Source organism: Saccharopolyspora ipomoeae (assembly GCF_029952525.1).
In the GTDB taxonomy this organism is placed as follows: Bacteria; Actinomycetota; Actinomycetes; order Mycobacteriales; family Pseudonocardiaceae; genus Saccharopolyspora; species Saccharopolyspora ipomoeae.
Map to the genome: position 1 here is coordinate 271,432 of NZ_JASAOF010000004.1, position 20,573 is coordinate 292,004.

Below are 20,573 nucleotides of genomic sequence, written 5' to 3' on the forward strand. Positions count from 1 at the left end.
TTCCCATTCCCCTGGCGGCCGTCACATTCCCTTTGGCGGGACCAACTGCAGGTACAGCGTCGTGAGGATGAAGTTCACCGCGAACAGCAGCAGGAAGGTGATCACCACCGACTGGTTCACGGCGTCCCCGACGCCCTTCGGACCCGGTGGCGGGTTCAGGCCGCGGAAGGCGGCCACCACTCCCGCCAGGAAGCCGAAGATCAGGGCCTTGAGCTCGCTGATCCACAGGTCCGGCAGCTGGGCCAGCGCGTTGAAGCTGGCCATGTACGCACCCGGCGTACCGCCCTGCATGATCACGTTGAACGTGTAGCCGCCCATCACGCCGACGACGCTGACCATGCCGTTGAGCAGCACGGCCACCAGCATCGCGGCCAGCACCCGGGGCACCACGAGGCGCTGGATCGGCGAGACGCCCAGCACCTCCATCGCGTCGATCTCGTCGCGGATCTTGCGCGAACCCAGGTCCGCGCAGATCGCCGAGCCACCGGCACCGGCGATCAGCAGCGCCGTCACGATCGGGCTGGCCTGCTGGATGATCGCCAGCACGCTCGCGGCACCGGTGAACGACTGCGCGCCGATCTGCCGGGTCAACGACCCCAGCTGCAGCGCGATGACCGCGCCGAACGGGATCGACACCAGCGCGGTCGGCAGGATCGTGACGCTGGCGATGAACCAGCACTGCTGGATGAACTCGCGGACCTGGAACGGACGCGAGGGCATGGCCCGCACGATGTCCATGCCGAGTGCGAACAGGCGGCCCGTCTGGCGCAGCCCGCCGGCACCGGGGAACTGCACCCGGGACGCGCTCACTGCTCACCTCGCTTGCGGCCGAACCAACGCCGGCGGCCACCCGCCGACTCCGTCTCCTGCTCCGCCTGCAGACCGCCCGGCCACACCGGCTCCTCCTGCTGGCGCGGGTGCGGCGAAGGCCGCTGCTGCTGCGGAGGCTGGGGTTGCTGGGCCTGGGGCTGCTGGGCCTGGGGCTGCTGCTGCGGGAAGCTCTGCGGCGGCGGGGCCTGGCGCTGCTGCGGCTGGGCCTGCTGCGGTTGGGTCTGCTGCGGCTGGGCCTGCTGCTGGGGCCACGAACCCGTCGCCGGGGACTGGAAGCCGTAGAGCGCCAGCTCCTCCGGCGTCAGGCTCTTGAGGATCTCCTCCTGCGCCGAGGGGTTCAGCGAGCGCAGCTGCCGCAGCACGCGGTCCTTGCGGCGGTGCACCGCGGAGCGGTCCGGCAGCCCGGGGCTGACCTCCAGCTGCGGCATCATGTGCGGCACCTTCGGCCGACCGTGCTTGGCCAGCTCCGCCTCGACCAGCGCGCTGTCCTTCTCCTCGCTCATGCCGATCGGCCCGTCGGGACGACCGTTGAGGAACTGCACGACCACGGGCTCGTCGGAGGTCAGCAGCACCTCGCGCGGCCCGAACATCACCAGGTTCCGGCGGTAGAGCATGCCGATGTTGTCCGGCACGGTCCGCGCGGTGTTGATGTCGTGGGTGACGATCAGGAACGTCGCGTCGATCTGCGCGTTGAGGTCGACGATCAGCTGGTTCTGCACCGCGGTCCGGACCGGGTCCAGACCCGAGTCCGGCTCGTCGAACAGCAGGATCTCCGGGTCCAGCACGAGAGCGCGGGCAAGACCGGCGCGCTTCTTCATACCGCCCGAGATCTCACCGGGGAGCTTGTCCTCCGCACCGATGAGCCCGACCATCTCCATCTTCTCGAGAACCACGTTGCGGATCTCGGACTCGCTCTTGCGCGTGTGCTCGCGGAGCGGGAAGGCGATGTTGTCGTAGAGGTTCATCGAACCGAACAGCGCGCCGTCCTGGAACAGCACGCCGAAAAGCTTGCGGACCTCGTAGAGATCACTTTCGGAACAGGTGCAGATGTCCGTTCCGTTGATGATCACCTGACCCTCGTCCGGCTTGAGCAGACCCACCAGCGACTTCAGGAACACCGACTTACCGGTGCCGGAAGGCCCGAGCAGCACGCTGATCTCGCCCGGGGGCAGATTCAGCGAGACGTCCCGCCAGATGGTCTGCGGGCCGAAGGACTTCGAGAGCCCGTCGACAACCACCTCGACGCCCATCCGAACCTCCGCGTCCTCGATTACACCGATTCCGGGGACGACATTCCCCGGAGAAGCACCCTTGCACATGTGACGCGCTTAACGAAGGTAGTTGGCGTCACACCTATGCAACGAGCACGACGCAGCAGGGTTACTCATGAGTTCACTACAAATCAAGTGACCCGCAGACATACGTCCGAAAAAAGATGGTTGTTTCCGTCCTCAGGAAAAGAGAACGGGCACCCGCAACAGCGAGTGCCCGTTCTCTTACTGTGAGTCCTCAGACCAGAACCGGTATGAAACCTTGTGCAAGCGGCGGAGCCGCGAGCAGTGAAAGCCACCTAAGCAGCTCGCACCGCCGCGGGTTCTGACACGTCGTCTGGCGAGTACGCCGCGACGCCGTGTATTGGCATACATCAGGAGTGGCGCACGGAGTCCAGCCGGCGTGTCAGGTTCCGCTACCGGCACCGCCAAGCAAGGTGAGTACCGGTCCTAGAGGGTCACTTGATGACGACCTTGGCGCCGGCCTCTTCCAGCTTGCCCTTGGCCTCCTCGGCCTTCTCCTTGTCGACCTTCTCCAGGATGGCCTTGCCGGACTCCTCGACCAGCTCCTTGGCCTCCTTCAGGCCCAGGCCGGAGACGATCTCGCGAACGACCTTGATGACCTGGATCTTCTTGTCGCCAGCGCCCTCGAGGATGACGTCGAACTCGTCCTGCTCCTCAGCGGCGGCGGCCTCGCCACCGGCGGCCGGGGCCACGGCGACCGCGGCCGGGGCGGCGGCGGTGACGTCGAAGGTCTCCTCGAACTGCTTCACGAACTCCGACAGCTCCAGGAGGGTCATCTCCTTGAAGACGTCCAGCAGCTCGTCGTTGCTCAGCTTCGCCATGTCGGCGTTCCTTTCTGCTCAAAGCCCGGGCACCGGCGGCGTCCGGGAAGGGGTTTCGCGCGAAAGACGTTCCTGCGGCCCACTTCGGCGGCGCGCTCTCACGCACCGTCCACTGCGGACTGCGGAGAGCCTTACTCGCCCTTCTTCTCCTGAAGGGCAGCGGCCATGCGAGCCACCTGCGACGCCGGCGCCTGGAACAGCGCGGCGGTCTGGTTCATCTTGGCCTTCATCGCGCCGGCCAGCTTGCTCAGCGTGACCTCGCGCGAGTCGAGATCGGCGATGCTCTCGACCTCGGACACGGACAGCGGGCGGCCGTCCATGTACCCGCCCTTGACCACCAGGTTCTGGTTGCCCTTGGCAAATTCCTTGATGGCCTTGGCAGCGTCGACCGGCTCGCCCTCGACGAAGGCGATCGCGGTCGGACCGACGAACAGGTCGTCGAGGCCCTCGACGCCCGACTGCTCGGCGGCACGCTTGACCAGCGTGTTCTTCGCGACACGGTAGCTCACGTTCGAACCGAGCGCGCGTCGCAGCTCAGACAGCTGAGCCATCGAGAGACCGCGGTACTCGGTCACCACGGCAGCGGTGGAGTTGTTGAACTTCTCCGCGATTTCGCTGACCGCATCGACCTTGTCGGACTTCGCCATGTCGCCTCCTCTCTGTTTCCGACTGCGGCAGACCTAGCCGGTCAGAGTCGGCCCTGAGACGACGAAACGCCCCGGCGCAGGGCAGCACGGGGCGTGAAGAACGATGTCGCGCGCACGAAACGCGCTTCACCAGCCTCGGACCTCCTGCGCGGGTCGCCCGCATCTCACGGGACCTTCGTTCCTCGCGGCCCGTCGCCGAGCGTGGAGGAAGACCAGCGGTCTTGGGTGGAACCTCCTCAAGAGTACTGGACCCGGTGCGGGCGCTTCCACCGACCCCCCGCTGCCCGGCATCATGTGTGCGTGGCTGATCAGCGGGAACCGCGCTCCGACAACCTGCCCGAGATCGTCGACGCCGAGGTCGTCGACGTCGCCGAGACCGACCGGGCTGCCGAGACCGACCGGGCCCCGGAACCGCCCCCGCGCCCCCAGGCGCCGAAGACCGCCGAGGACGCGGAGTACCAGGAGTTCCTGGAGTTCAAGCGGTTCAAGGAGTGGCAGGCCGCCCAGGGCGGCGGCGCAGCGAGCGCCCCGCAGCCGCAGCCCGAGAAGCCGTGGTGGAAGAAGGCTCTCGGGACGCTCCGGTACAAGTGGGTCCGGCGGATCCTCTACGTGCTCATCGCCCTGCTCCTGCTGAACCTGGCCTACGACCACTACTTCGGCGACAGCGGCGGCTCGTCGAGCGGCGGCGGCACCGGCGGCAGCGCCCCGGTGGACGCGGTTCCGATGACCGCGCAGAACCCGCAGCAGGCCATCCGCAGCGTCCACAACTACCTGCGCGCCGAGCCGCCGGAACAGGCCTGCGCGCTGTTCGACGCCCAGGGCAAGGCCGGGTTCGGCAGCGCTCACGGCGCGCCCGGCGACTGCGCCGCGGCCGCCCGGGCGGTGCACGCGCAGATCACCGATCCCAACGCCTACGCGAATCCTGGATTCGGCCACGACGCGATCGTCGAAGCCGGTTCCGAAGCGCAGGTGCTCGGTTGCCGGATGCAAGTCACCGGTGGTCCGCAGCTCGGCACGTTCAAACTCACCAGGACTCCGCAGGGCGGTTGGACCATCTCGGCCTACGCCCGCACCTCGTCCGCCTGCCCGTGAATTCCACCGGCCCGGAAATGGGTGAATCGCGAGTGTCCGGCTCGGCACCCGCCGTCACCATTTCCGGGCCGAGAAGTTTTCCGCGGCAATTGACCGGGCAAAAGGGATATCGATCTTGAGCCCGCCCGGGAAAACGAGAAAAAGAGGGCGAGCGCTCCAGCGAGCGCTCGCCCTCTTTTCTCAGATGCGGTGTTCCGGTCAGGCGGAAGCCGGCGCGCGCGTGGCGGCCGGGTCCACCGGGATGCCCGGGCCCATCGTGGTCGTGAAGGTGACCTTCTTCAGGTACCGGCCCTTCGACGCCGACGGCTTGGCGCGCAGGATCTCGTCCAGCGCGGCCGCGTAGTTCTCCACCAGCTTGTCGGTGTCGAACGACGCCTTGCCGATGATGAAGTGCAGGTTGGCCTGCTTGTCGACGCGGAAGTTGATCTTACCGCCCTTGATGTCCGCGATCGCCTTGGTGACGTTCGGGGTGACGGTGCCGGTCTTCGGGTTCGGCATCAGGCCGCGCGGGCCGAGCACCCGAGCGATCTTGCCGACCTTGGCCATCTGGTCCGGGGTGGCGATCGCCGCGTCGAAATCGAGCCAGCCGCCCTGAATGCGCTCGATCAGGTCCTCGGAACCAACCGCGTCCGCGCCGGCGGCCTCGGCCTCAGCGGCCTTGTCGCCGGTGGCGAACACGATGACGCGGGCAGTCTTACCAGTGCCGTGCGGCAGGTTCACGGTGCCGCGGACCATCTGGTCTGCCTTGCGGGGGTCGACGCCCAGTCGCAGAGCGACCTCAACGGTGGCGTCGTACTTGACCTTGGCGGTCTTCTTCGCCAGCTCGGCGGCCTCGGCCGGGGTGTAGAGGCGCTCCCGGTCGACCAGCTCGGCCGCCTGCTGGTATGCCTTGCTGCGCTGTGCCATGTCTGTCCTTGAAGTCAGTGTGGATCAGTTGTGGTTGGTCGGGCCGCGCGAGCCCTCCCACTGCCCTCTCGCGCCGGTGGGACCGGCAGCGGATCAGGCCTCGACCGTCAGGCCCATCGACCGAGCAGTACCGGCGATGATCTTCGCGGCCTGGTCGATGTCGTTGGCGTTGAGGTCTTCCATCTTGGTCTGGGCGATCTCCTTGACCTGCTCCATGGAGACCTTGCCGACCTTGGTCTTGTGCGGCTCGCCGGAGCCCTTCTGCACGCCGGCGGCCTTGAGCAGCAGCTTCGCGGCCGGCGGGGTCTTCAGCTTGAACTCGAAGGACCGGTCTTCGTACACGGAGATCTCAACCGGCACGACGTTGCCACGCTGAGCCTCGGTGGCCGCGTTGTACGCCTTGCAGAACTCCATGATGTTGACGCCGTGCTGACCCAGCGCCGGGCCGACCGGCGGAGCCGGGTTGGCTTGGCCGGCCTGGATCTGCAGCTTGATGATCCCTGCCAGCTTCTTCTTCTTGGGCGGCATGTTTGCTTCCTGTGTCTTCGCTATCCGGTTGCTCGGCGACGCCGGAAGGCGGCACCGAATCTGGCGAGACCACGAGACGGTGGAATCGCCCCTGCTGCGCGGGTCCTGCCAGGTCCGCGCGCAGCCCGCCGCGCTCCCGCGACCGGGAGAGCGGTCAGAGCTTGGAGACCTGGTCGAACGAGAGCTCGACCGGGGTCTCGCGGCCGAAGATCGACACCAGCACCTTGAGCTTCTGGGCGTCGGCGTTGACCTCGTTGATGGTGGCCGGCAGCGTCGCGAACGGGCCGTCCATCACCGTGACGGACTCGCCGACCTCGAAGTCGACCTCGACCGCGGTCTTGGTCGCCGCGGCGGCCTGGCCGCTCGGGGCCTTCTTGCCCGCCTCCGGCTTCTTCTCCTCGACCTGCGGGGCGAGGAACTTCAGCACGTCGTCAATGGTCAACGGCGACGGCTTGGAGGTCGCACCGACGAATCCGGTCACACCCGGCGTGTTGCGCACGGCGCTCCATGACTGATCGTTGAGATCCATCCGGACCAGGATGTAGCCGGGCAGCACCTTGCGCTGCACCATCTTACGCTGGCCGTTCTTGATCTCGGTGACCTCTTCGGTCGGCACCTCGACCTGGAAGATGTAGTCCTCGACGTCGAGCGTCTGAGCACGGGTCTCGAGGTTGGTCTTGACCTTGTTCTCGTAGCCCGCGTAGGAGTGGATCACGTACCAGTCGCCGGGCGCGCGGCGCAGCGCGGCGCGCAGCTCCTCGACCGGGTCGGCTTCTTCGGCCTCGTCAGCGGCGTCCTCGGAGTCGGCTTCCTCGGAGGTGGCGTCGGCGTCGGTGGTGTCACCGGCCTCATCGGCGGAGTCGGTGTCCGCGGAATCGACTGCGCCGGCCTCTTCAGCCTCGACGGACGCGGCCTCGGCTTCGGCAGCCTCGGGCTGCACCTGCTCGTCGGTGAGGCCGGTGGCTTCCTGGGAGGTCTCCTCGTGCGAGGTCACAGTCGGTCTCGCTTCCTCTCGTGCGTTGCGTGCCGGGTCGTCATTTCGCCGCCGGCACCACTTAGGCGGGCCCGGAGGTTCAGCCAGTGCCGAACAGCCAGCCCACGCCCTTCGCGAAGAGCACGTCCACGCCGGCGACGAACGCCACCATGATGCTGACGAACACCAGCACCACGAGCGTGTAGGTCATCAGCAGCTTGCGCGTCGGCCAGATGACCTTACGCAGCTCGGCGACGACCTCGCGCAGGAAGCGTCCGATCTTCCGGAACAGCGAAACCCGACCCTGCCGGCCATCCCGCGAGGGCGTCGGCCGACCCTTCGACTCAGTTGTGCGCGCCGGACCGGAGTCCGACCCGGAACGGGCGGAGGCACGACGCTCGCGCCGCGCCGCAGCGCTGGACGGACGTGCGCCTTCGCGCTCACCGTCTTGGCCCTGCTCGCGGTCCTCGCTCACGACCATCCTCCGCTCACCGTCGCATCGACGCAGGGGTGACAGGACTTGAACCTGCAACCTGCGGTTTTGGAGACCGCTGCTCTGCCAATTGAGCTACACCCCTCTGCGGCCCGTGGAGCCCGACCGCAAAGTCGGGACGCCCTTGACCATCCCTGGAACTCGGGGTTCCAAGGTGCTCGGGCATCCCAGGTTCGAAAGTGTACGGCACGACCGGAACGCTCCTCCAACGGCACCCCCCGTGTTGGCGGGAAGACGACTTCGCCGCTGGTGAGCGCAGGGTGTCACGCCGCGACACGCACCGTGGCGGACGCCCCGCCGAGCACGCCCTGATCCGCCGACTTCGCGGTGATGCCGACCTTCACCGTGCCGTCGTCGTTGATCTTCGCGACCTTGCCGCTGAGCTCCACCGTCGCGCCCTCGTCGTCGTCCGGGACGACGACCGGCCGGGTGAACCGGACGCCGTAGCGCACGATCGCGCCCGGGTCGCCGGTCCAGTTGCTCACCAGCCGCCCGGCCACGGCCATCGTGAGCATCCCGTGGGCGATCACGTCGGGCAGGCCGACGCCGGTGGCGAACCGCTCGTTCCAGTGGATCGGGTTGAAGTCCCCCGAGGCCCCCGCGTACCGGACGAGGTCCGAGCGCACGAGCGGCACGCTCAGCCCCGGCAACTGGTCGCCCACGGAGATCTCCGACAGCTTCAGGCTCACGCTTCAGGCCCCCTCACGACCAACATCGACGTGGCGGTGCACACCGGCTCGCCGTCGGTGGTGGCGATCTCGGCGCGGACGGTCAGGAAGTCGTTGCCCGCGCGCGTCTTGATGTCGTCCACGTGCGCCACCGTCACCAGCCGGTCACCGGCCCGGATCGGGCGGTGGTGGACGAAGTCCTGCTGGCCGTGCACGACCCGGCTGTAGTCGAGCCCGAGCTGGTCGTCCTCGACGATCTGGTCCTGGGCGGCCATCGAGAGGATCACCGCGAAGGTCGGCGGCGCGATCACGTCGGGGTATCCCGCGGCCTTGGCCGCGTCCACGTCGACGTGCAGCGGGGAGTCGTCCTTGATCGCGCGGGCGAACTCGCGGATCTTCTCCCGGCCCACCTCGTAGGGCTCGGTGGGCGGGTATTCACGTCCGATGAATGACTGGTCGAGCGGCACGCGGGAAGGCTACCCGGTCGCCTTTGAAGCGGCGGAGCCACTTTCTCCTCCACCGCCTGAGGCGCCGGCACCGCCGCGGGTTCTGAGCGGCCGCCACGCAGCAGGACCACTGGCCACTGACCCGTCCTGAGAACGAGAAGAGCCCGTCCCCATGAGGGAACGGGCTCTCGAAGGCGTTCGCGAAGGAACCGCTGGTGTCAGCGGGTCTCCTTGTGGAGCTTGTGCGTGCCGCAGTTCATGCAGAACTTCTTCATCTCCAACCGGTCCGGGTTGTTGCGCCGGTTCTTGTTGGTGATGTAGTTGCGGTTCTTGCACTCCTCGCACGCCAGCGTGATCTTGGGTCGAACGTCGGTGGCGGCCACGGGGGTGCCTTTCTCTCGGTCGTTACTGGGCGGTTCGCTGGACAGATCCTCGCGAACCCGTGACTGGTAGCGGTGGCCGGACTTGAACCGGCGACACAGCGATTATGAGCCGCTTGCTCTACCGACTGAGCTACACCGCCATGCCGAGGACGCGGTGTGAACCGGTTGCCTCAAGCGACGCAGGATATCCCACGCAAAACAGCCACAGCACCCAGTTTACCGAGCACCGCAGCTGTCTTTCGAGCCCCAATACGGAATCGAACCGTAGACCTTCTCCTTACCATGGAGACGCTCTGCCGACTGAGCTATTGGGGCGTTTCCTTGCGGAACGGGTAGAACTTTACACACCGCCCGAACCCCTGCGAACAGGGGGGTACCTTTTCGTGAAACCGCAGGTCACTGCCGCCTTTTCAGCCAGCGCCCCACCGGATCGGGTTACGCGGGTCATCAGTGCAGGAGTGTGAGCACGGTCTCCTCGCGGCTGCCGCGGTCGCGCTTGGTGCGGGCCTGCAACCACGCCTCGAAGCGCTCCTCGGACAGCGGGCGGGAGATCAGGTAGCCCTGGGCCACGTCGCACCCCATGCCGACCAGCTGATCGCGCGCGGCGTCGTCCTCGACGCCCTCGGCCACCACCGCGAGGTCCAGCGAGTGGCCGAGCTCGACGATCGTGCGGACGACCGCCAGGTCGCTGAGATCGGTTCCCATGCCCAGCACGAAGCTCTTGTCGATCTTGACCTCGTCCACCGGCAGCTGCCGCAGGTAGGCCAGGGACGAGTAGCCGGTGCCGAAGTCGTCCACCGCGAGCACCACGCCCATCGCGTGCAGCCGCCGCAGGACCGGCAGGGACCGCTCCTTGTCGGCCATCACGCTGGACTCGGTCAGCTCCAGGGTGAGCAGCTCGGGCGGGATGTCGTGGCGCTCCAGCGCCTCGGCGACCCGGTCCGGGAAGGTCTCGTCGGCGAGGTTGCGCACCGACAGGTTCACCGCCACCGACATCCGCAGCCCCCGGTCGAGCCACTGCCGGATCTTGATCAGCGCGCACTCCATGACGAACGCGGTGAGCGCGTCGACCAGGCCGGTGGCCTCCACCAGCGGCACGAACTCGTCCGGATCCAGCCGCCCGTACTCCGGGTGCGACCAGCGCACCAGCGCCTCGGCGCCGACGACCTGGCGCTCCGGGAGCGCCACCTTGGGCTGGTAGTGCACCTCGACCTGCCCGGTGTCCAGCGCCTGCCGGAACTGGGTGACCAGCTGGAAGCGGCGCAGGAAGACCTGCCCCATCGCCGGGGCGTAGCAGCGGACGCCGTCCTCGCCGTTGCGCGCGGCCCGCACCGCCACGTCGGCGTGCTGCAGCAGCGTGTCCACGTCGGTCTCGGCCTCGCCGTCCTCCGGGTCGGACGAGGCGTAGCCGGCGACCCCGGCGGCCTCGACGACGATCCGGTCCAGCGGGTAGGACATCGCGATCACGTCGCAGAGCTTCACGGCGACCTCGTGCGCCTGCTCCTCGGTGTGGTCGAGCAGCAGCACCGCGAACGAGTTCGCCTCCAGGCGGGCCAGCGGCGCGTCGCCGAGGGCCTCGCGCATCCGCTGCCCTGCGGCGACGACCATCCGGTCGCCCCAGGTGTAGCCCAGCGCCTCGCTGACGGTGGTGAGCAGGTCCAGGTCGACCCGCAGCACCACGGCGGCGCGGCCGCTGCGCAGCTCCTCACCGGAGATCTCGCGGAAGCCGGTGCGGTTGAGCAGCCCGGTCAGCGGATCGTGGTAGGCGTCGTGCCGCAGTCGCGCGAGCAGCCTGCGGTTGTCCATCGCGGTGGCCAGGTGGCTGGCCAGGGTGTGCAGCAGGCGCACGTCGGCGCGGCCGAACCCGCGCCAGCGGCTGACCCGGTCGTGCACCTCGACGGCGCCGAGCAGCTGGCTGGCACCGCGCAGCGGCACCACCAGCGCCTCGTAGGCGCCGCGCTGCCGCAGCACGCGGCGCACCTCCTCGGGCGCTTCGAGGGTCCGGAAGGACCGCACGTGGCTGCCCGGCAGCTGCAGCAGCGGGTCGTCGCGCAGCGCGTCGGGCGCGGCCTGCACCGCGGCGTCCGGCAGGGCTTCACCGGCGACGAGCGTGGTGACCTCACCGCGCGGGTCCAGCCGGAGCCGCAGCACGACCCGGGTGGCGTTGAGCTGCTCGCGGATCCGCTCGGCGACCGGTTCCCACTCGCCCACCGGCACGGCCTGCTCGCCGACGGGGTCGGGAGCGGCGGGCGCGCCCTGCCCGGAGCGGGCCACGCTGAGGCTGACGTCGCTGAGCGCCTCCAGGTCGCGCTGCTCGCGCAGCAGGTCGGAGTAGGCGCGGTAGAGGCCGATCACCGCGACCGCGACGAGGCCGACGAGCAGCCAGCCCCACGGGGTCCCGATGGCGACCTCGTAGCCGATGAGGCCGACGGAGGTGTTGAGGAGACCGACGGCGAGGGTGCGGCCGGCCAGCCGAGCACCGGCGGCGACCTTCATCGCACCGCCGAGCACGGTCAGCGCCGCCAGCGCGAAGCCGCAGCTGATCAGCGGCGAGGTCAGGGTGCCCAGGACCGGGCCGAACCAGTCCGGGGCGACGCCGACGAGGGCCGCGTTGACCAGGTTGGCGACCGCGAACGGCACCGCGATCTCCAGGCACAGCACACCGGCGTTGTAGACGACGTGGGTCGCCGCGCGCCTGCCCACCTGGGCGCCGAGCCCGGCCAGCAGGTTCGCCGCGAGGACGACCTCGAACGGCGCGGTGAGCAGGCCCAGCAGCAGCGGGATCTCGGTGAAGGAGATCGTCCAGCCGACGCGCTTGACGTCGACGTCGATGGTCAGCTGCTCGGCGAGCAGGAACCCGACCGCCAGCAGCGGGCCGATGAACAGCAGCTCAGGGCTGTACCGCCCGGGCGAGCCGCCCGCGGTGAGCAGCGAGACGAGGATGCCCGCCGCCAGCACCACGAACGAGAAGATCGCGAACGTCCGGCGTCGGACCGGATCCACTTCGGCTCTGACCGGAGGCCTGGCTGGTTCCAGACCGGAATGCGGACCAAGGGAGCGGTGACGCTCGATCATCCACGCTCCTCCCGCTGGCGATACGGCCGTACCACATGTGTCCGTCCGCCGATCGTGACGCACGAGAGCACGGATGGCCAGGGTCGAATGGTCGCGCCAGGGCACTCCGGATGCACGCATCAGATGAGTTCAACCGGCGGGTGGCGTGGTTCTTCGTTCCGCCAGAAGCACTCTGACCTGCGAAGATTGAACCGATCAAGTGGAATCGGAAGATACGCTTGCGCTCAGCGGCGCCGGTGAACAACTTTGTGAGGATCACCGCAACAACACCACACGCTGGTAACGGTACGTGTTCGGTCTGACCACAAGAGGTCATCATTGGAGATCGAACTCGTCCAGGAAGTCACGCACAGCACGGTCGAGGTCGGCCAGCCCGGACTCCTCGACGGGCAGGTGACCGGCCCCGCGCAGGGCCGCCGACCGGGTCGGCGCGGCGATCCGGTCGAAGAACGCCTCCGACAGCAGCGGCGGCGTCCACCGGTCCTCGTCGGGGTGGGCGAGCAGCAGCGGCGTGCCGGTGAAGCGCTCCGGCGGCAGCGCCGGGGCGGTCGCCAGGCAGCTGCGGGCGAAGCGCAGCGAGAGCCAGCCACCGCCGGCGAGCTCGTCGGCCCACACGAGGTTGGCGTACTGGGACTGGTTGGACACCGCGGCGATGTTGACCAGCCAGTGCACCGGCACCCGCGCCGCCGACAGCGGCGGCCGCACCAGCGACAGCAGCCCGGACCAGCGAGCCATCTCGGGCCGCGCCGCCAGCACCCGCCGGACCTCGTCGCGGCTGGGATCCACGAGGCAGGTGGTGATGACGCCTTCGACCTGCGTCGTCGCGGCGACGTCGTAGGCGAGCCTGCCGCCGGTGCTCACGCCGAGCAGCACGATCGGTCGCGAGTCGCGTTCCCGCTCGCAGCGCACCAGGTCGCGCACGCAGTCCAGCCAGTCCGCGTAGGTCGCGCCGAGCAGCGGGGCGCCGGTGAGACCGAATCCGGGCAGGTCGGGGGCGATGTACTCCAGGTCGGCCAGCGCGGGCAGCCTGCCGTAGGGCGCGAGCATGCGGCCGTAGGTGCCGACGCCGTGCAGCGCGATGACCTTGGCGGGGGCGTCGGGGCGGTCGACTCGGTCCACGTGCACCTTGAGCCCGCGCCACCGCCACCACTGCTCGTCGGGCGCGTTGTCGGCGCTCAGGCGCAGCGCGCCCGGGAAGAACGCCTGGTAACGCTGCCAGTGCAGGTGGTCGCGGTAGCCGGGGCCGACGTCGGTGGCGGACCCTGGGGTGGATGGAGCGCTCGAAGGCACACCTCGAACATACGGAGTCCGGGTGACCATGCGCATCAGCCGAGAGCAGGCACGTGATCGAATCGCCGCGGCGAGGGTGGCCCGGCTGGCCAGCGCGGACGCCGCGGGCAGGCCGCACGTTGTGCCGATCGTGCTCGCCGCCGCGGGCGATGAGCTGATCACCGCGGTCGACTGGAAGCCGAAGTCGGGGCGCGAGCTGCGCCGGATCCGCAACATCGAGGAGAACCCGCTGGTATCGGTCCTGGTCGACGGCTACGACGAGGACTGGTCGAAGCTGTGGTGGGCCCGCGCCGACGGCACGGCGGAGATCCTCCAGGAGCACCCGCTGCTGGACGCGCTGATCGCGAAGTACCCGCAGTACCAGCGGAAACCCCCGGGAGGCGCGCTGATCGCGGTGCGCGTGGACCGCTGGACCGGCTGGGCTAGTTCTGGGGTTTGAGGCGCACGACGTCGGAGTCCAGATCCAGCGGCCCGGCCCCGGACTCGCGCTCGTCCTCCTTGGCCACCTCGACCCAGGCCAGGTGGTCGAGCTGGTGCTTGACGCCCACGTTGAACAGCCCCTCGACCTCCATCGCCACGGAGCCGACGCGGGAGGGCTCCGGCTTGGGCTCGGGCTGGGCCGCCCGCAGCTCCGCGCGCCGCTTCGCCCGTCCCGCCCGATCGATGGCCATGCGTCCACGCTAACCCGGCGGAGCGCTCATCAGCACCATCCGCGGCGTCCGGCCACCAGTAGGGTCGCCCCGTGCCCGACCCGTACCACGTCCAGGTCCCGACGGAGGACCTCGCGGACCTCACCCGAGCCCTGGAGCTCCTCGACTCCCGCGCGGACCTCAACGACCGCTACCGCGCGATGCTGCAGGAGTCCCTGGCCCTGCTGACCCAACCGCAGATCCGCCTCACCCAGGCCAGGGGCCTGGCGAAACGCCTCATGGTCCTGATCAAGGCAGCAGGCCCGGACTTCCCCGACGCCCTCGACGAAACGTCCCGGAACACCCTCACCGCAGGCCGCTCGAAAGCCGACGACCTGGTCTTCCACCCAGAGGAAACCTGACCCGGGACCCCGCCGGAACATCCCGCGAAGCGGTCTGTATGCTTTTTCCCGCAAGCCAGCACGCTGGCGAGCACGCCGGGTTGCCCGAGCGGCCAAAGGGAGCTGACTGTAAATCAGCCGGCATTGCCTTCGGAGGTTCGAATCCTCCACCCGGCACAAGCAGGAAAAAGACCCCGTGACCAGCATCAAAGCGGTCACGGGGTCTTTGTTTTGCGGTCCGGCTGTGTCCGGTGCGGTCCAGCCGTGTACGACCATCCACGGCAAATACGCGGCAAAGCTCAGGCTTGGGCCAACGCCTGTGAGGTGATGGATCTCCGCGTGCAACTCGACCGCGTCCACAGCGATGCTCCCCAGGTCCGCGACCACTCGGAAGCAATCACGGCCGCCGACCGGGCACACGAGCCACCGGCGGCCGTCGACAAAGACCGCCTTCGGCTCCTCCGCGCGGGAAGCATCCATGCGGAGAAGTGTAGCCTCATACACCCTCGTATGGGCTCTTCTGGGCTCATCTCATCAGGCGTAGCTTCCCCCCGCTGCTTAGCGTCGCTGCATGAGCTGGGAGAGCCGCGCAGACAGGATCAACCGGGACTTGCCGGTCTACGTCTGGTCGCAGATCGCCGACGACCTCCGAGCCGACATCGAGTCCGGCGAGCTCTCCCCAGGACAGCGCCTCCCCGCCGGTACCGAAATCGCCGAGATCTACGGCGTCACCAAGGTCACCGCAGCCAAGGCCATCCACCACCTCCAAGAGGCCGGCCTACTCACCGTCGTCAACGGCATGGGCACCTACGTAACGGCGAACCGCCCCTGAGCGTCGATTTTCGAAGCTGCACGTCAGTAGAGCGCAGTAGCCTCCAGCGCATGCCGCAGTTTCGACGTCGACCACGAACCTACGGATCAACACCAGATCCGGATGCGCACCGTGCGACCACCCTGGCCGCGATCGCAAAAGGCCTGAAGGAAACCAAGGTCCGACCAGGCGAGCCCGCTGAGATCACCGTTGGCGCTGACATGTTCGTACCTCACGAGGACGACGGGTTGGTCAAGCCCCGGCGCCCCCTCCGGAACGCACCTGGATCCGTCGTAACAACTCTGCTCGCTTGCCACGACGCTGGCGACTACGACGCAGCACTTGCTGAGATCGACCGCTTCCTCAGCGAGGCGTACGTGCTTGGATGGACAACCGTCCGCATCGATGAATTCAGCATGCAGCCACTTGATCCGGAGACGCTTACCTGAGTCGGACCAGCTAAGTCCGAGGCGACAGCCTCCGCCCAGACACTGGCAACACCAGCAGGAGCTTTGACCGGTCAGCAGGGCCAGAACTGGCGATATTTCGAACTTACGTTCTACGATGCTCGCAAGTCGGGTCGGGCAGATGGGGAAGATCTCCGGGCCCGATGCGGGCCGGTCGACCTGCACCCCATTTCGACCGGCCCGCCCTTCGGGCACACCAGAGCAGGCACCACATGACGCACAAGGACGGGGACTGGCAGGGCACCCGGCGGCGACCAGACGCCCCAGTCCCCATCTGGATCAAGCTCGCCTCCGTCCTCCCACCCAGCCCACGCCCCGGCGGTCTCCACGGCGTTCCGCTCCGAGTCCGCGCCGCCGGAATCGACATCTCCGCCACCGTCCCCGGCGTCCTGCTCGCCTGGCACCAAACCATCACCGGCGACTGGTAGGCACTCGCCACCTTCAAGCTCACCAACCGCTCGCAGAAGCCCGGCCTGGTGGTGACTCAGCTCGTACCGGCGGATGCAGTGAGCCCGCGCTGAGGATCGAGCCAGCACCCACCATCGAAGCAACTGGACCGCCTCCTCAACGGGCCGGTCCCGCCCACTGCAGCCGCGGCCTATGCGGACGTGCTCGATCACCGCGCGCTCGCAGACGGCGCACAACCATAGGCACAGATCGCCCAGCTGCCCGGCGCCGCACCCGTCGAGCCGGTCCACCCTGCCAGCACTTGGGCACGGCGGACTCGATCGTCACAGCCGGCAGTGACTAGCTGCTGCCCTCTCACGAGGTAATCATCAGCCGGCAGCCCTGATGCACGCGCTGACTTGCCGCGTCACAACGCCAATGAGCAAGTCGGCGCGTACCTGCGGATTTCGTTGCGACGCGGTCCGGACCGGCCAAAAAGCTTTCGCCCGCACTATGACCAATGCCACACTTGATATTTCCGCAGGTAGGAGGCCGAACCCCATTGCCGGCAAGGTTTTCGGCCTCGGATCTGGCCTCATCCGCCCCCGCGAGCGTCGAGCCTTCCCAAACACGCCGGGATTGATGAGTAGACTTCCGCGCAAGATCGGCTGGCATTGCACCAACACACCACCCCTGCGGTCCGCGTCGGGGTGATATGCCAGAGTGATCGAGTTGGCCTCCGTGGCTCTTTCGTGTCAGCGCATCCGCTGGCAGGCGCATCCCGCCGGGATGCTCCGTCACGTTAGATCCGCAAGGAGGTGATGACCTTGTTGAAGCTCACGTTCAACGTCTGCGTGATCAACAACAAGGTGGCTTGTCCGGCCGAGCCGGAGAAGGACGCTGAGACTCCGTCGGCGCAGCCGGAGGAGGACAGCAGCAAGAAGCCCGGACCCTGGGAATGGGCCGGGCTTCTCGTGAAAACCGTGGGACTGGTCTTTTCCGTTTGGCACGTGGTGAGCCAGTTCCCGGTCTTGCTGTGACGTCGAGCCCTAGTCAGGCTGCCACCTGGCTGGGGCTCTTCGTTTGTGCGCCCGCCCCGGACAGTCTGCACTATGCATAGCGCCGCCACAGGCTGTGGCGTTATCCGTATTTACGGGCTACGCGAACCATACACACCACACACGCCCGTGGGGATCACACCGCGGTGTCAAAGTGCCAAAAACTTCGTTGAGCCTGGTCACACCGCCGCCGGTTGCCCCTCGGTTGCCTCGAACGTGCCTCCCCGTGGCCGCACTGCGGTCACCCTTCCCCTCACCACGGTGACCCGTGGTGAGTCACCACCACCCCACGATGATCACCACCTCGCTCACCAGTGATCACCACCCATAACCGATCTTCCGCGTGGTGCTCTCGGGACCAGTGATTCTGGGGAGGACGCTGGCGGCATCGCGGTGGTGTCGCCGTTTCGACTCCAGCAGTCCTGCTAGCGCTCGGTTTCTTTGGGGTGCCCGGTCTTACAGCGTTCCAGCAGAACCCGTCCGGCGACCTTGCCTTCTGGGGTTGGTTGGACGAAGTACCAGATTCGCCCACCGTTGGTGATCTTGTACTGCCAGCGCTCGTAGGTCTCCCCCTGGTAGGTGCCCGTGGCGTAGTCGGCGTGGAGGCGGTACTGGCGTTTGTCCTCGTGCGTGGGCGCGGTCGTGAGACGTTCCCACGCTTCTACGGTGGCGTTGCGGGCCGTCGCCAGGCAGTCCTGCCAGCCTTGTTGGGCTTCACGCGTGATGAACACGAGCTCGTACTCGACGCGCTTGAGCGGACGCTCGACCCGCGTCTTCTTACTCATCCACGCGAGGGTCGTCGACGCCCGCCGCCTCGTCCAGGTACTCGAGATCGGAGCCATCCGGGGTTACTGCCGGATCGGCGTAGGCTTCCGCGGTTGCACGCCACGAGTTAAGGACGATGGTCAACCGCTCGAACCGGCCTACCGAGGCACACGCCCGCGCGACGCGCAGGAACTGCCCCACGAACTCGCGGCGGCGAGAGTCGGGCAGGAAGGCGATCCACGGGAAAGACAGCTCCAGCTTGTCGGCGAGGCGGTCGCAGGCCTCATCATCGAGCGAGGAAGCGATCAACTGCGCCAGAGCCTGCAGGGTGTCAATCTCCTGCTGTGCCTCCTTGGCCTTGGACAGGCGCAAGGTCTCGCCGTCCCGCCGATCGAGCAGCACGTCGCCAGCCTCAAGCTTGCTGACCACCTCACTAGGCGAACGGAGCAACTGAGAGAACGAAACCGTCGTAGTCACACCTCCATACTTCAGAACAACTTCTGAAGTGTCAACACAAGAACCCACCTGGCAACGGCCCAGCCCTCGGCTCGCCGAGCATCGCCGCAGGTCATACACATATCAACCACAGGAGGTGCAGGCCACCACACGGGAGTTGATCAGCCCGGACCTGCATCCCAGCGGCCGCAGGCTCGATATCGCGAGCTGTTCATTATGGATACCTCTGTTCATTTTGAATAACATGGGCCATAATGAACGCATGACGAACCGGATCAACGACATCGCCCGCATCGCCCACCCGCACCCCCGGGAAGGCGAGGTCACACCCACAGAGTTCTTCGACGACGCCGCCATCGAGGCGCAGGAACGCCGCGAAGACTACGCCGAGAACCTGCAGGCCCTGGTCGATGCCACCGACGACGACGAGCTGCTTGCCGCGCTGAGCACTGCGGCCGACCAGCGCCAACAAGCCGAGCGGCTCATCCGCGAGCTGTTGGCCTACGGCCGACACTTCACCGGCGGCACCCAGCCCGGCTACAGCTGGCACACCCTGGCCAAGGCCGCAGACCTGTCCTACGCCACCGCCCGCCGCCAGGTCAGCGACGACGATATCGCCGCGGTGCGCGAAGCCCTCGGCCTTTCCCCCGCGCCTGAGCAGGGCGAGGCGCTGTGATCAGGCGAGCGGAATGGACCGTGGCTGGAGAACTGCCGCCAGCCGCTTGCTCGTTCTCACAGCCGCCGGGTAGCTCGTTCGGGAGGACGTTCCCTACACCACGATGCTCTTATGAACGAGGTCGAACGGTGTCGCCTGCGGGCAGCAGCAGCATCCGATGGATTGAGCGCCCGCCTGTGCTCCGACTCACAGGACGAGTCGGTGGCAAAGACAGCTCGCCATAGCCTGACTGACGCTCTCGCTGGCTACCGCCGAGCCCTTAACGCCCGCCAGGGCCGTCAGGCGACTCCTCAGCCTCAGAGAAGACATGAGGGACCCTGCCGACGCCCCACAGGAGTCATCGGGGGGCCATCTACGCCAAATGCACGTCCAAACAGCCGAAGCCGGGAGTAAAAGCCTGTTCAGGAGCCATCTGGCCGAGAGCCTGTAAATCAGCCGGCATTGCCTTCGGAGGTTCGAATCCTCCACCCGGCACTCCGAGACGGCCCCCTGATCAGCGCACAAGCGATCAGGGGGCCGTTTCGCGTTGTACTGCTGCGTGCGGCGGCTACCGGCTCGGTGCGACTGGCGGTGGTCGATCAGTGGTCATGTCCCGCGCGGGCCCGGACGGGATGGCGTCTGGGCCCGCGCGGGACTGTGCTCGTCAGCGCTTCATGAGGGCGAAGACGCCCCAGCCGAGGTACTCACGCCCGTAACGGGAGTAGTGGGCGGGCTCGGTGTTGAGCTCTTCCCGCACCTCGGGGGCGAGTTCGTCGTCCGGGTTCCGGTCCAGCCAGCGGCGCATGTTGAGCCACTGGGCCGCGGCGTAGCGGTCCCAGCTGTCCTGGTCGGCCAGCATCATTTCCACGACGTCGTACCCGAGTTCCTGGAACTGCTCGATCAGTTCCGGGAGGAGCAGGAAATCGGCGATGGACGTCGCGTGGCATGCCTTGGCGGTCTCCTCGTCCGGAGGGGTCTGCCGCCAGTACGGCTCGCCGATCAGCATCAGCCCTCCGGGACGGAGACTGCGCTCGAGCAGTTCGGCCGTTCCGGCGACGCCGGTTCCGATCCAGGTGGCGCCGACGCAGGCGGCCAGATCGACGGGCTCGTCCGCGACATGCCCTGCGGCGTCACCGTGGATGAACTCGACCCGGTCAGCGACGCCGAGTTCGGCAGCGCGAGCTTGAGCGTGCTCGGTGAAGACCGTGCTGATGTCCACCCCGGTGCCGGTGAAGCCGAGGTCACGCGCCCAAGTGCACAGCATCTCGCCCGAGCCGCTGGCTAGGTCGAGCACCCGTGTCCCGGGGGCGAGGCGAAGCGATTCGCCCAGCGCGGCCAACTTGTCCGCGCTCAGCGGGTTGTGGATGCGATGACCGCTCTCGCGGATGGTGAAGATGCGAGGAAGGTCCACGACCTGATTCCTTTCCGTCATGACTTGAAGTGCGGGGATTTCTTGAGGGCGCGCACTCGGCGTGCGATCTGCTTCTTCGGCCGCT

At 67.7% G+C, this 20,573-nt stretch carries 25 protein-coding genes and 4 tRNA genes; 9 read left to right on the forward strand and 20 right to left on the reverse strand.

All coding sequences use genetic code 11. The features are described 5' to 3' along the window. Positions 1 to 21: 21 nt before the first annotated feature. From QFW96_RS10680 to rplJ, 4 genes are all read right to left on the reverse strand, one after another. Entirely contained in the window at positions 22 to 810 is a 789-nt protein-coding gene (locus QFW96_RS10680; RefSeq protein ID WP_281455412.1) for an MlaE family ABC transporter permease, read from the reverse strand. Beyond that, the gene (locus QFW96_RS10685) at positions 807 to 2,081 is read right to left on the reverse strand and encodes an ABC transporter ATP-binding protein (protein ID WP_281455413.1); all 1,275 of its coding nucleotides are present in this window, start codon (positions 2,079 to 2,081) and stop codon (positions 807 to 809) included. Before QFW96_RS10685 ends, QFW96_RS10680 begins: the two co-directional genes overlap by 4 nt. Before the next feature lie 479 nt (positions 2,082 to 2,560). After that, entirely contained in the window at positions 2,561 to 2,947 is a 387-nt protein-coding gene (gene rplL, locus QFW96_RS10690) for a 50S ribosomal protein L7/L12 (RefSeq protein ID WP_093414235.1), read from the reverse strand. A gap of 131 nt (positions 2,948 to 3,078) precedes the next feature. After that, on the reverse strand, positions 3,079 to 3,594 hold the full coding sequence (gene rplJ / locus QFW96_RS10695) for a 50S ribosomal protein L10 (protein WP_281455414.1): 516 nt from the start codon (positions 3,592 to 3,594) through the stop codon (positions 3,079 to 3,081). Positions 3,595 to 3,894: 300 nt separating this feature from the next. Here rplJ and QFW96_RS10700 point away from each other — a divergent pair, with 300 nt between their 5' ends. Next, complete coding sequence (locus tag QFW96_RS10700) at positions 3,895 to 4,686, forward strand: hypothetical protein (protein WP_281455415.1); 792 nt, start codon at positions 3,895 to 3,897, stop codon at positions 4,684 to 4,686. A 198-nt stretch (positions 4,687 to 4,884) separates the two neighbouring features. Here QFW96_RS10700 and rplA read toward each other — a convergent pair whose 3' ends face one another. From rplA to QFW96_RS10760, 12 genes are all read right to left on the reverse strand, one after another. Further along, positions 4,885 to 5,592: a 50S ribosomal protein L1 gene (rplA, locus tag QFW96_RS10705; RefSeq protein WP_281455416.1), complete on the reverse strand. Its 708-nt coding sequence runs from the start codon at positions 5,590 to 5,592 to the stop codon at positions 4,885 to 4,887. 93 nt (positions 5,593 to 5,685) lie between these two features. Further along, positions 5,686 to 6,120 carry a 50S ribosomal protein L11 gene (rplK, locus tag QFW96_RS10710; RefSeq protein WP_281455417.1) on the reverse strand — a complete coding sequence of 145 codons (435 nt, stop codon included), beginning with the start codon at positions 6,118 to 6,120 and terminating at the stop codon, positions 5,686 to 5,688. Between the two features lie 154 nt (positions 6,121 to 6,274). After that, positions 6,275 to 7,114 (reverse strand): transcription termination/antitermination protein NusG, encoded by an 840-nt coding sequence (gene nusG / locus QFW96_RS10715; RefSeq protein WP_281455418.1) that lies wholly within the window; start codon positions 7,112 to 7,114, stop codon positions 6,275 to 6,277. A gap of 79 nt (positions 7,115 to 7,193) precedes the next feature. Continuing rightward, positions 7,194 to 7,568 (reverse strand): preprotein translocase subunit SecE, encoded by a 375-nt coding sequence (secE, locus tag QFW96_RS10720; protein ID WP_281455419.1) that lies wholly within the window; start codon positions 7,566 to 7,568, stop codon positions 7,194 to 7,196. Between the two features lie 30 nt (positions 7,569 to 7,598). After that, positions 7,599 to 7,671, reverse strand: a tRNA-Trp gene (locus QFW96_RS10725). A 178-nt stretch (positions 7,672 to 7,849) separates the two neighbouring features. Then, positions 7,850 to 8,275, reverse strand: coding sequence for a MaoC family dehydratase (locus QFW96_RS10730; protein ID WP_281455420.1), 426 nt, complete (start codon positions 8,273 to 8,275; stop codon positions 7,850 to 7,852). Beyond that, entirely contained in the window at positions 8,272 to 8,721 is a 450-nt protein-coding gene (locus QFW96_RS10735; RefSeq protein WP_281455421.1) for an FAS1-like dehydratase domain-containing protein, read from the reverse strand. Before QFW96_RS10735 ends, QFW96_RS10730 begins: the two co-directional genes overlap by 4 nt. Positions 8,722 to 8,918: 197 nt before the next feature. Continuing rightward, a complete protein-coding gene (gene rpmG / locus QFW96_RS10740; protein ID WP_132621563.1) occupies positions 8,919 to 9,083 on the reverse strand; it encodes a 50S ribosomal protein L33 in 165 nt (54 codons plus the stop codon). 64 nt (positions 9,084 to 9,147) lie between these two features. Further along, positions 9,148 to 9,223 (reverse strand) — tRNA-Met (locus QFW96_RS10745). 102 nt (positions 9,224 to 9,325) lie between these two features. Beyond that, positions 9,326 to 9,398, reverse strand: a tRNA-Thr gene (locus QFW96_RS10750). Between the two features lie 132 nt (positions 9,399 to 9,530). Beyond that, positions 9,531 to 12,158, reverse strand: coding sequence for a putative bifunctional diguanylate cyclase/phosphodiesterase (locus QFW96_RS10755; protein WP_281455422.1), 2,628 nt, complete (start codon positions 12,156 to 12,158; stop codon positions 9,531 to 9,533). Between the two features lie 315 nt (positions 12,159 to 12,473). Beyond that, on the reverse strand, positions 12,474 to 13,448 hold the full coding sequence (locus tag QFW96_RS10760) for an alpha/beta hydrolase (protein ID WP_281455423.1): 975 nt from the start codon (positions 13,446 to 13,448) through the stop codon (positions 12,474 to 12,476). Between the two features lie 28 nt (positions 13,449 to 13,476). On the opposite strand from QFW96_RS10760, the gene QFW96_RS10765 reads away from it, so the two are divergent. Next, a complete protein-coding gene (locus tag QFW96_RS10765; protein WP_281455474.1) occupies positions 13,477 to 13,887 on the forward strand; it encodes a TIGR03668 family PPOX class F420-dependent oxidoreductase in 411 nt (136 codons plus the stop codon). Here the strand turns inward: QFW96_RS10765 and QFW96_RS10770 are convergent. Then, positions 13,871 to 14,119: a hypothetical protein gene (locus QFW96_RS10770; protein ID WP_281455424.1), complete on the reverse strand. Its 249-nt coding sequence runs from the start codon at positions 14,117 to 14,119 to the stop codon at positions 13,871 to 13,873. The genes QFW96_RS10765 and QFW96_RS10770 overlap by 17 nt on opposite strands. Positions 14,120 to 14,190: 71 nt before the next feature. On the opposite strand from QFW96_RS10770, the gene QFW96_RS10775 reads away from it, so the two are divergent. The 6 genes from QFW96_RS10775 to QFW96_RS10800 all read left to right on the forward strand — a co-directional run bounded on the left by QFW96_RS10775 (position 14,191) and on the right by QFW96_RS10800 (position 17,183). Then, positions 14,191 to 14,499 carry a hypothetical protein gene (locus QFW96_RS10775; protein WP_281455425.1) on the forward strand — a complete coding sequence of 103 codons (309 nt, stop codon included), beginning with the start codon at positions 14,191 to 14,193 and terminating at the stop codon, positions 14,497 to 14,499. Positions 14,500 to 14,573: 74 nt separating this feature from the next. Further along, positions 14,574 to 14,655, forward strand: a tRNA-Tyr gene (locus QFW96_RS10780). 394 nt (positions 14,656 to 15,049) lie between these two features. Continuing rightward, the gene (locus QFW96_RS10785) at positions 15,050 to 15,310 is read left to right on the forward strand and encodes a winged helix-turn-helix domain-containing protein (protein ID WP_281455426.1); all 261 of its coding nucleotides are present in this window, start codon (positions 15,050 to 15,052) and stop codon (positions 15,308 to 15,310) included. Between the two features lie 50 nt (positions 15,311 to 15,360). Then, positions 15,361 to 15,738 (forward strand): hypothetical protein, encoded by a 378-nt coding sequence (locus QFW96_RS10790; protein WP_281455427.1) that lies wholly within the window; start codon positions 15,361 to 15,363, stop codon positions 15,736 to 15,738. A gap of 230 nt (positions 15,739 to 15,968) precedes the next feature. Beyond that, on the forward strand, positions 15,969 to 16,184 hold the full coding sequence (locus tag QFW96_RS10795) for a hypothetical protein (RefSeq protein ID WP_281455428.1): 216 nt from the start codon (positions 15,969 to 15,971) through the stop codon (positions 16,182 to 16,184). Between the two features lie 780 nt (positions 16,185 to 16,964). Then, a complete protein-coding gene (locus QFW96_RS10800) occupies positions 16,965 to 17,183 on the forward strand; it encodes a hypothetical protein (protein ID WP_281455429.1) in 219 nt (72 codons plus the stop codon). Between the two features lie 443 nt (positions 17,184 to 17,626). On the opposite strand, the gene QFW96_RS10805 is transcribed toward QFW96_RS10800, so the two are convergent. Both QFW96_RS10805 and QFW96_RS10810 read right to left on the reverse strand, forming a co-directional pair. Next, on the reverse strand, positions 17,627 to 17,986 hold the full coding sequence (locus QFW96_RS10805) for a hypothetical protein (protein WP_281455430.1): 360 nt from the start codon (positions 17,984 to 17,986) through the stop codon (positions 17,627 to 17,629). Next, positions 17,979 to 18,395 carry a hypothetical protein gene (locus QFW96_RS10810; RefSeq protein ID WP_281455431.1) on the reverse strand — a complete coding sequence of 139 codons (417 nt, stop codon included), beginning with the start codon at positions 18,393 to 18,395 and terminating at the stop codon, positions 17,979 to 17,981. Before QFW96_RS10810 ends, QFW96_RS10805 begins: the two co-directional genes overlap by 8 nt. A 289-nt stretch (positions 18,396 to 18,684) precedes the next feature. Here QFW96_RS10810 and QFW96_RS10815 point away from each other — a divergent pair, with 289 nt between their 5' ends. Then, the gene (locus QFW96_RS10815; RefSeq protein WP_281455432.1) at positions 18,685 to 19,098 is read left to right on the forward strand and encodes a hypothetical protein; all 414 of its coding nucleotides are present in this window, start codon (positions 18,685 to 18,687) and stop codon (positions 19,096 to 19,098) included. Between the two features lie 643 nt (positions 19,099 to 19,741). Here QFW96_RS10815 and QFW96_RS10820 read toward each other — a convergent pair. Continuing rightward, on the reverse strand, positions 19,742 to 20,488 hold the full coding sequence (locus QFW96_RS10820) for an SAM-dependent methyltransferase (protein ID WP_281455433.1): 747 nt from the start codon (positions 20,486 to 20,488) through the stop codon (positions 19,742 to 19,744). Positions 20,489 to 20,573: the final 85 nt, after the last annotated feature.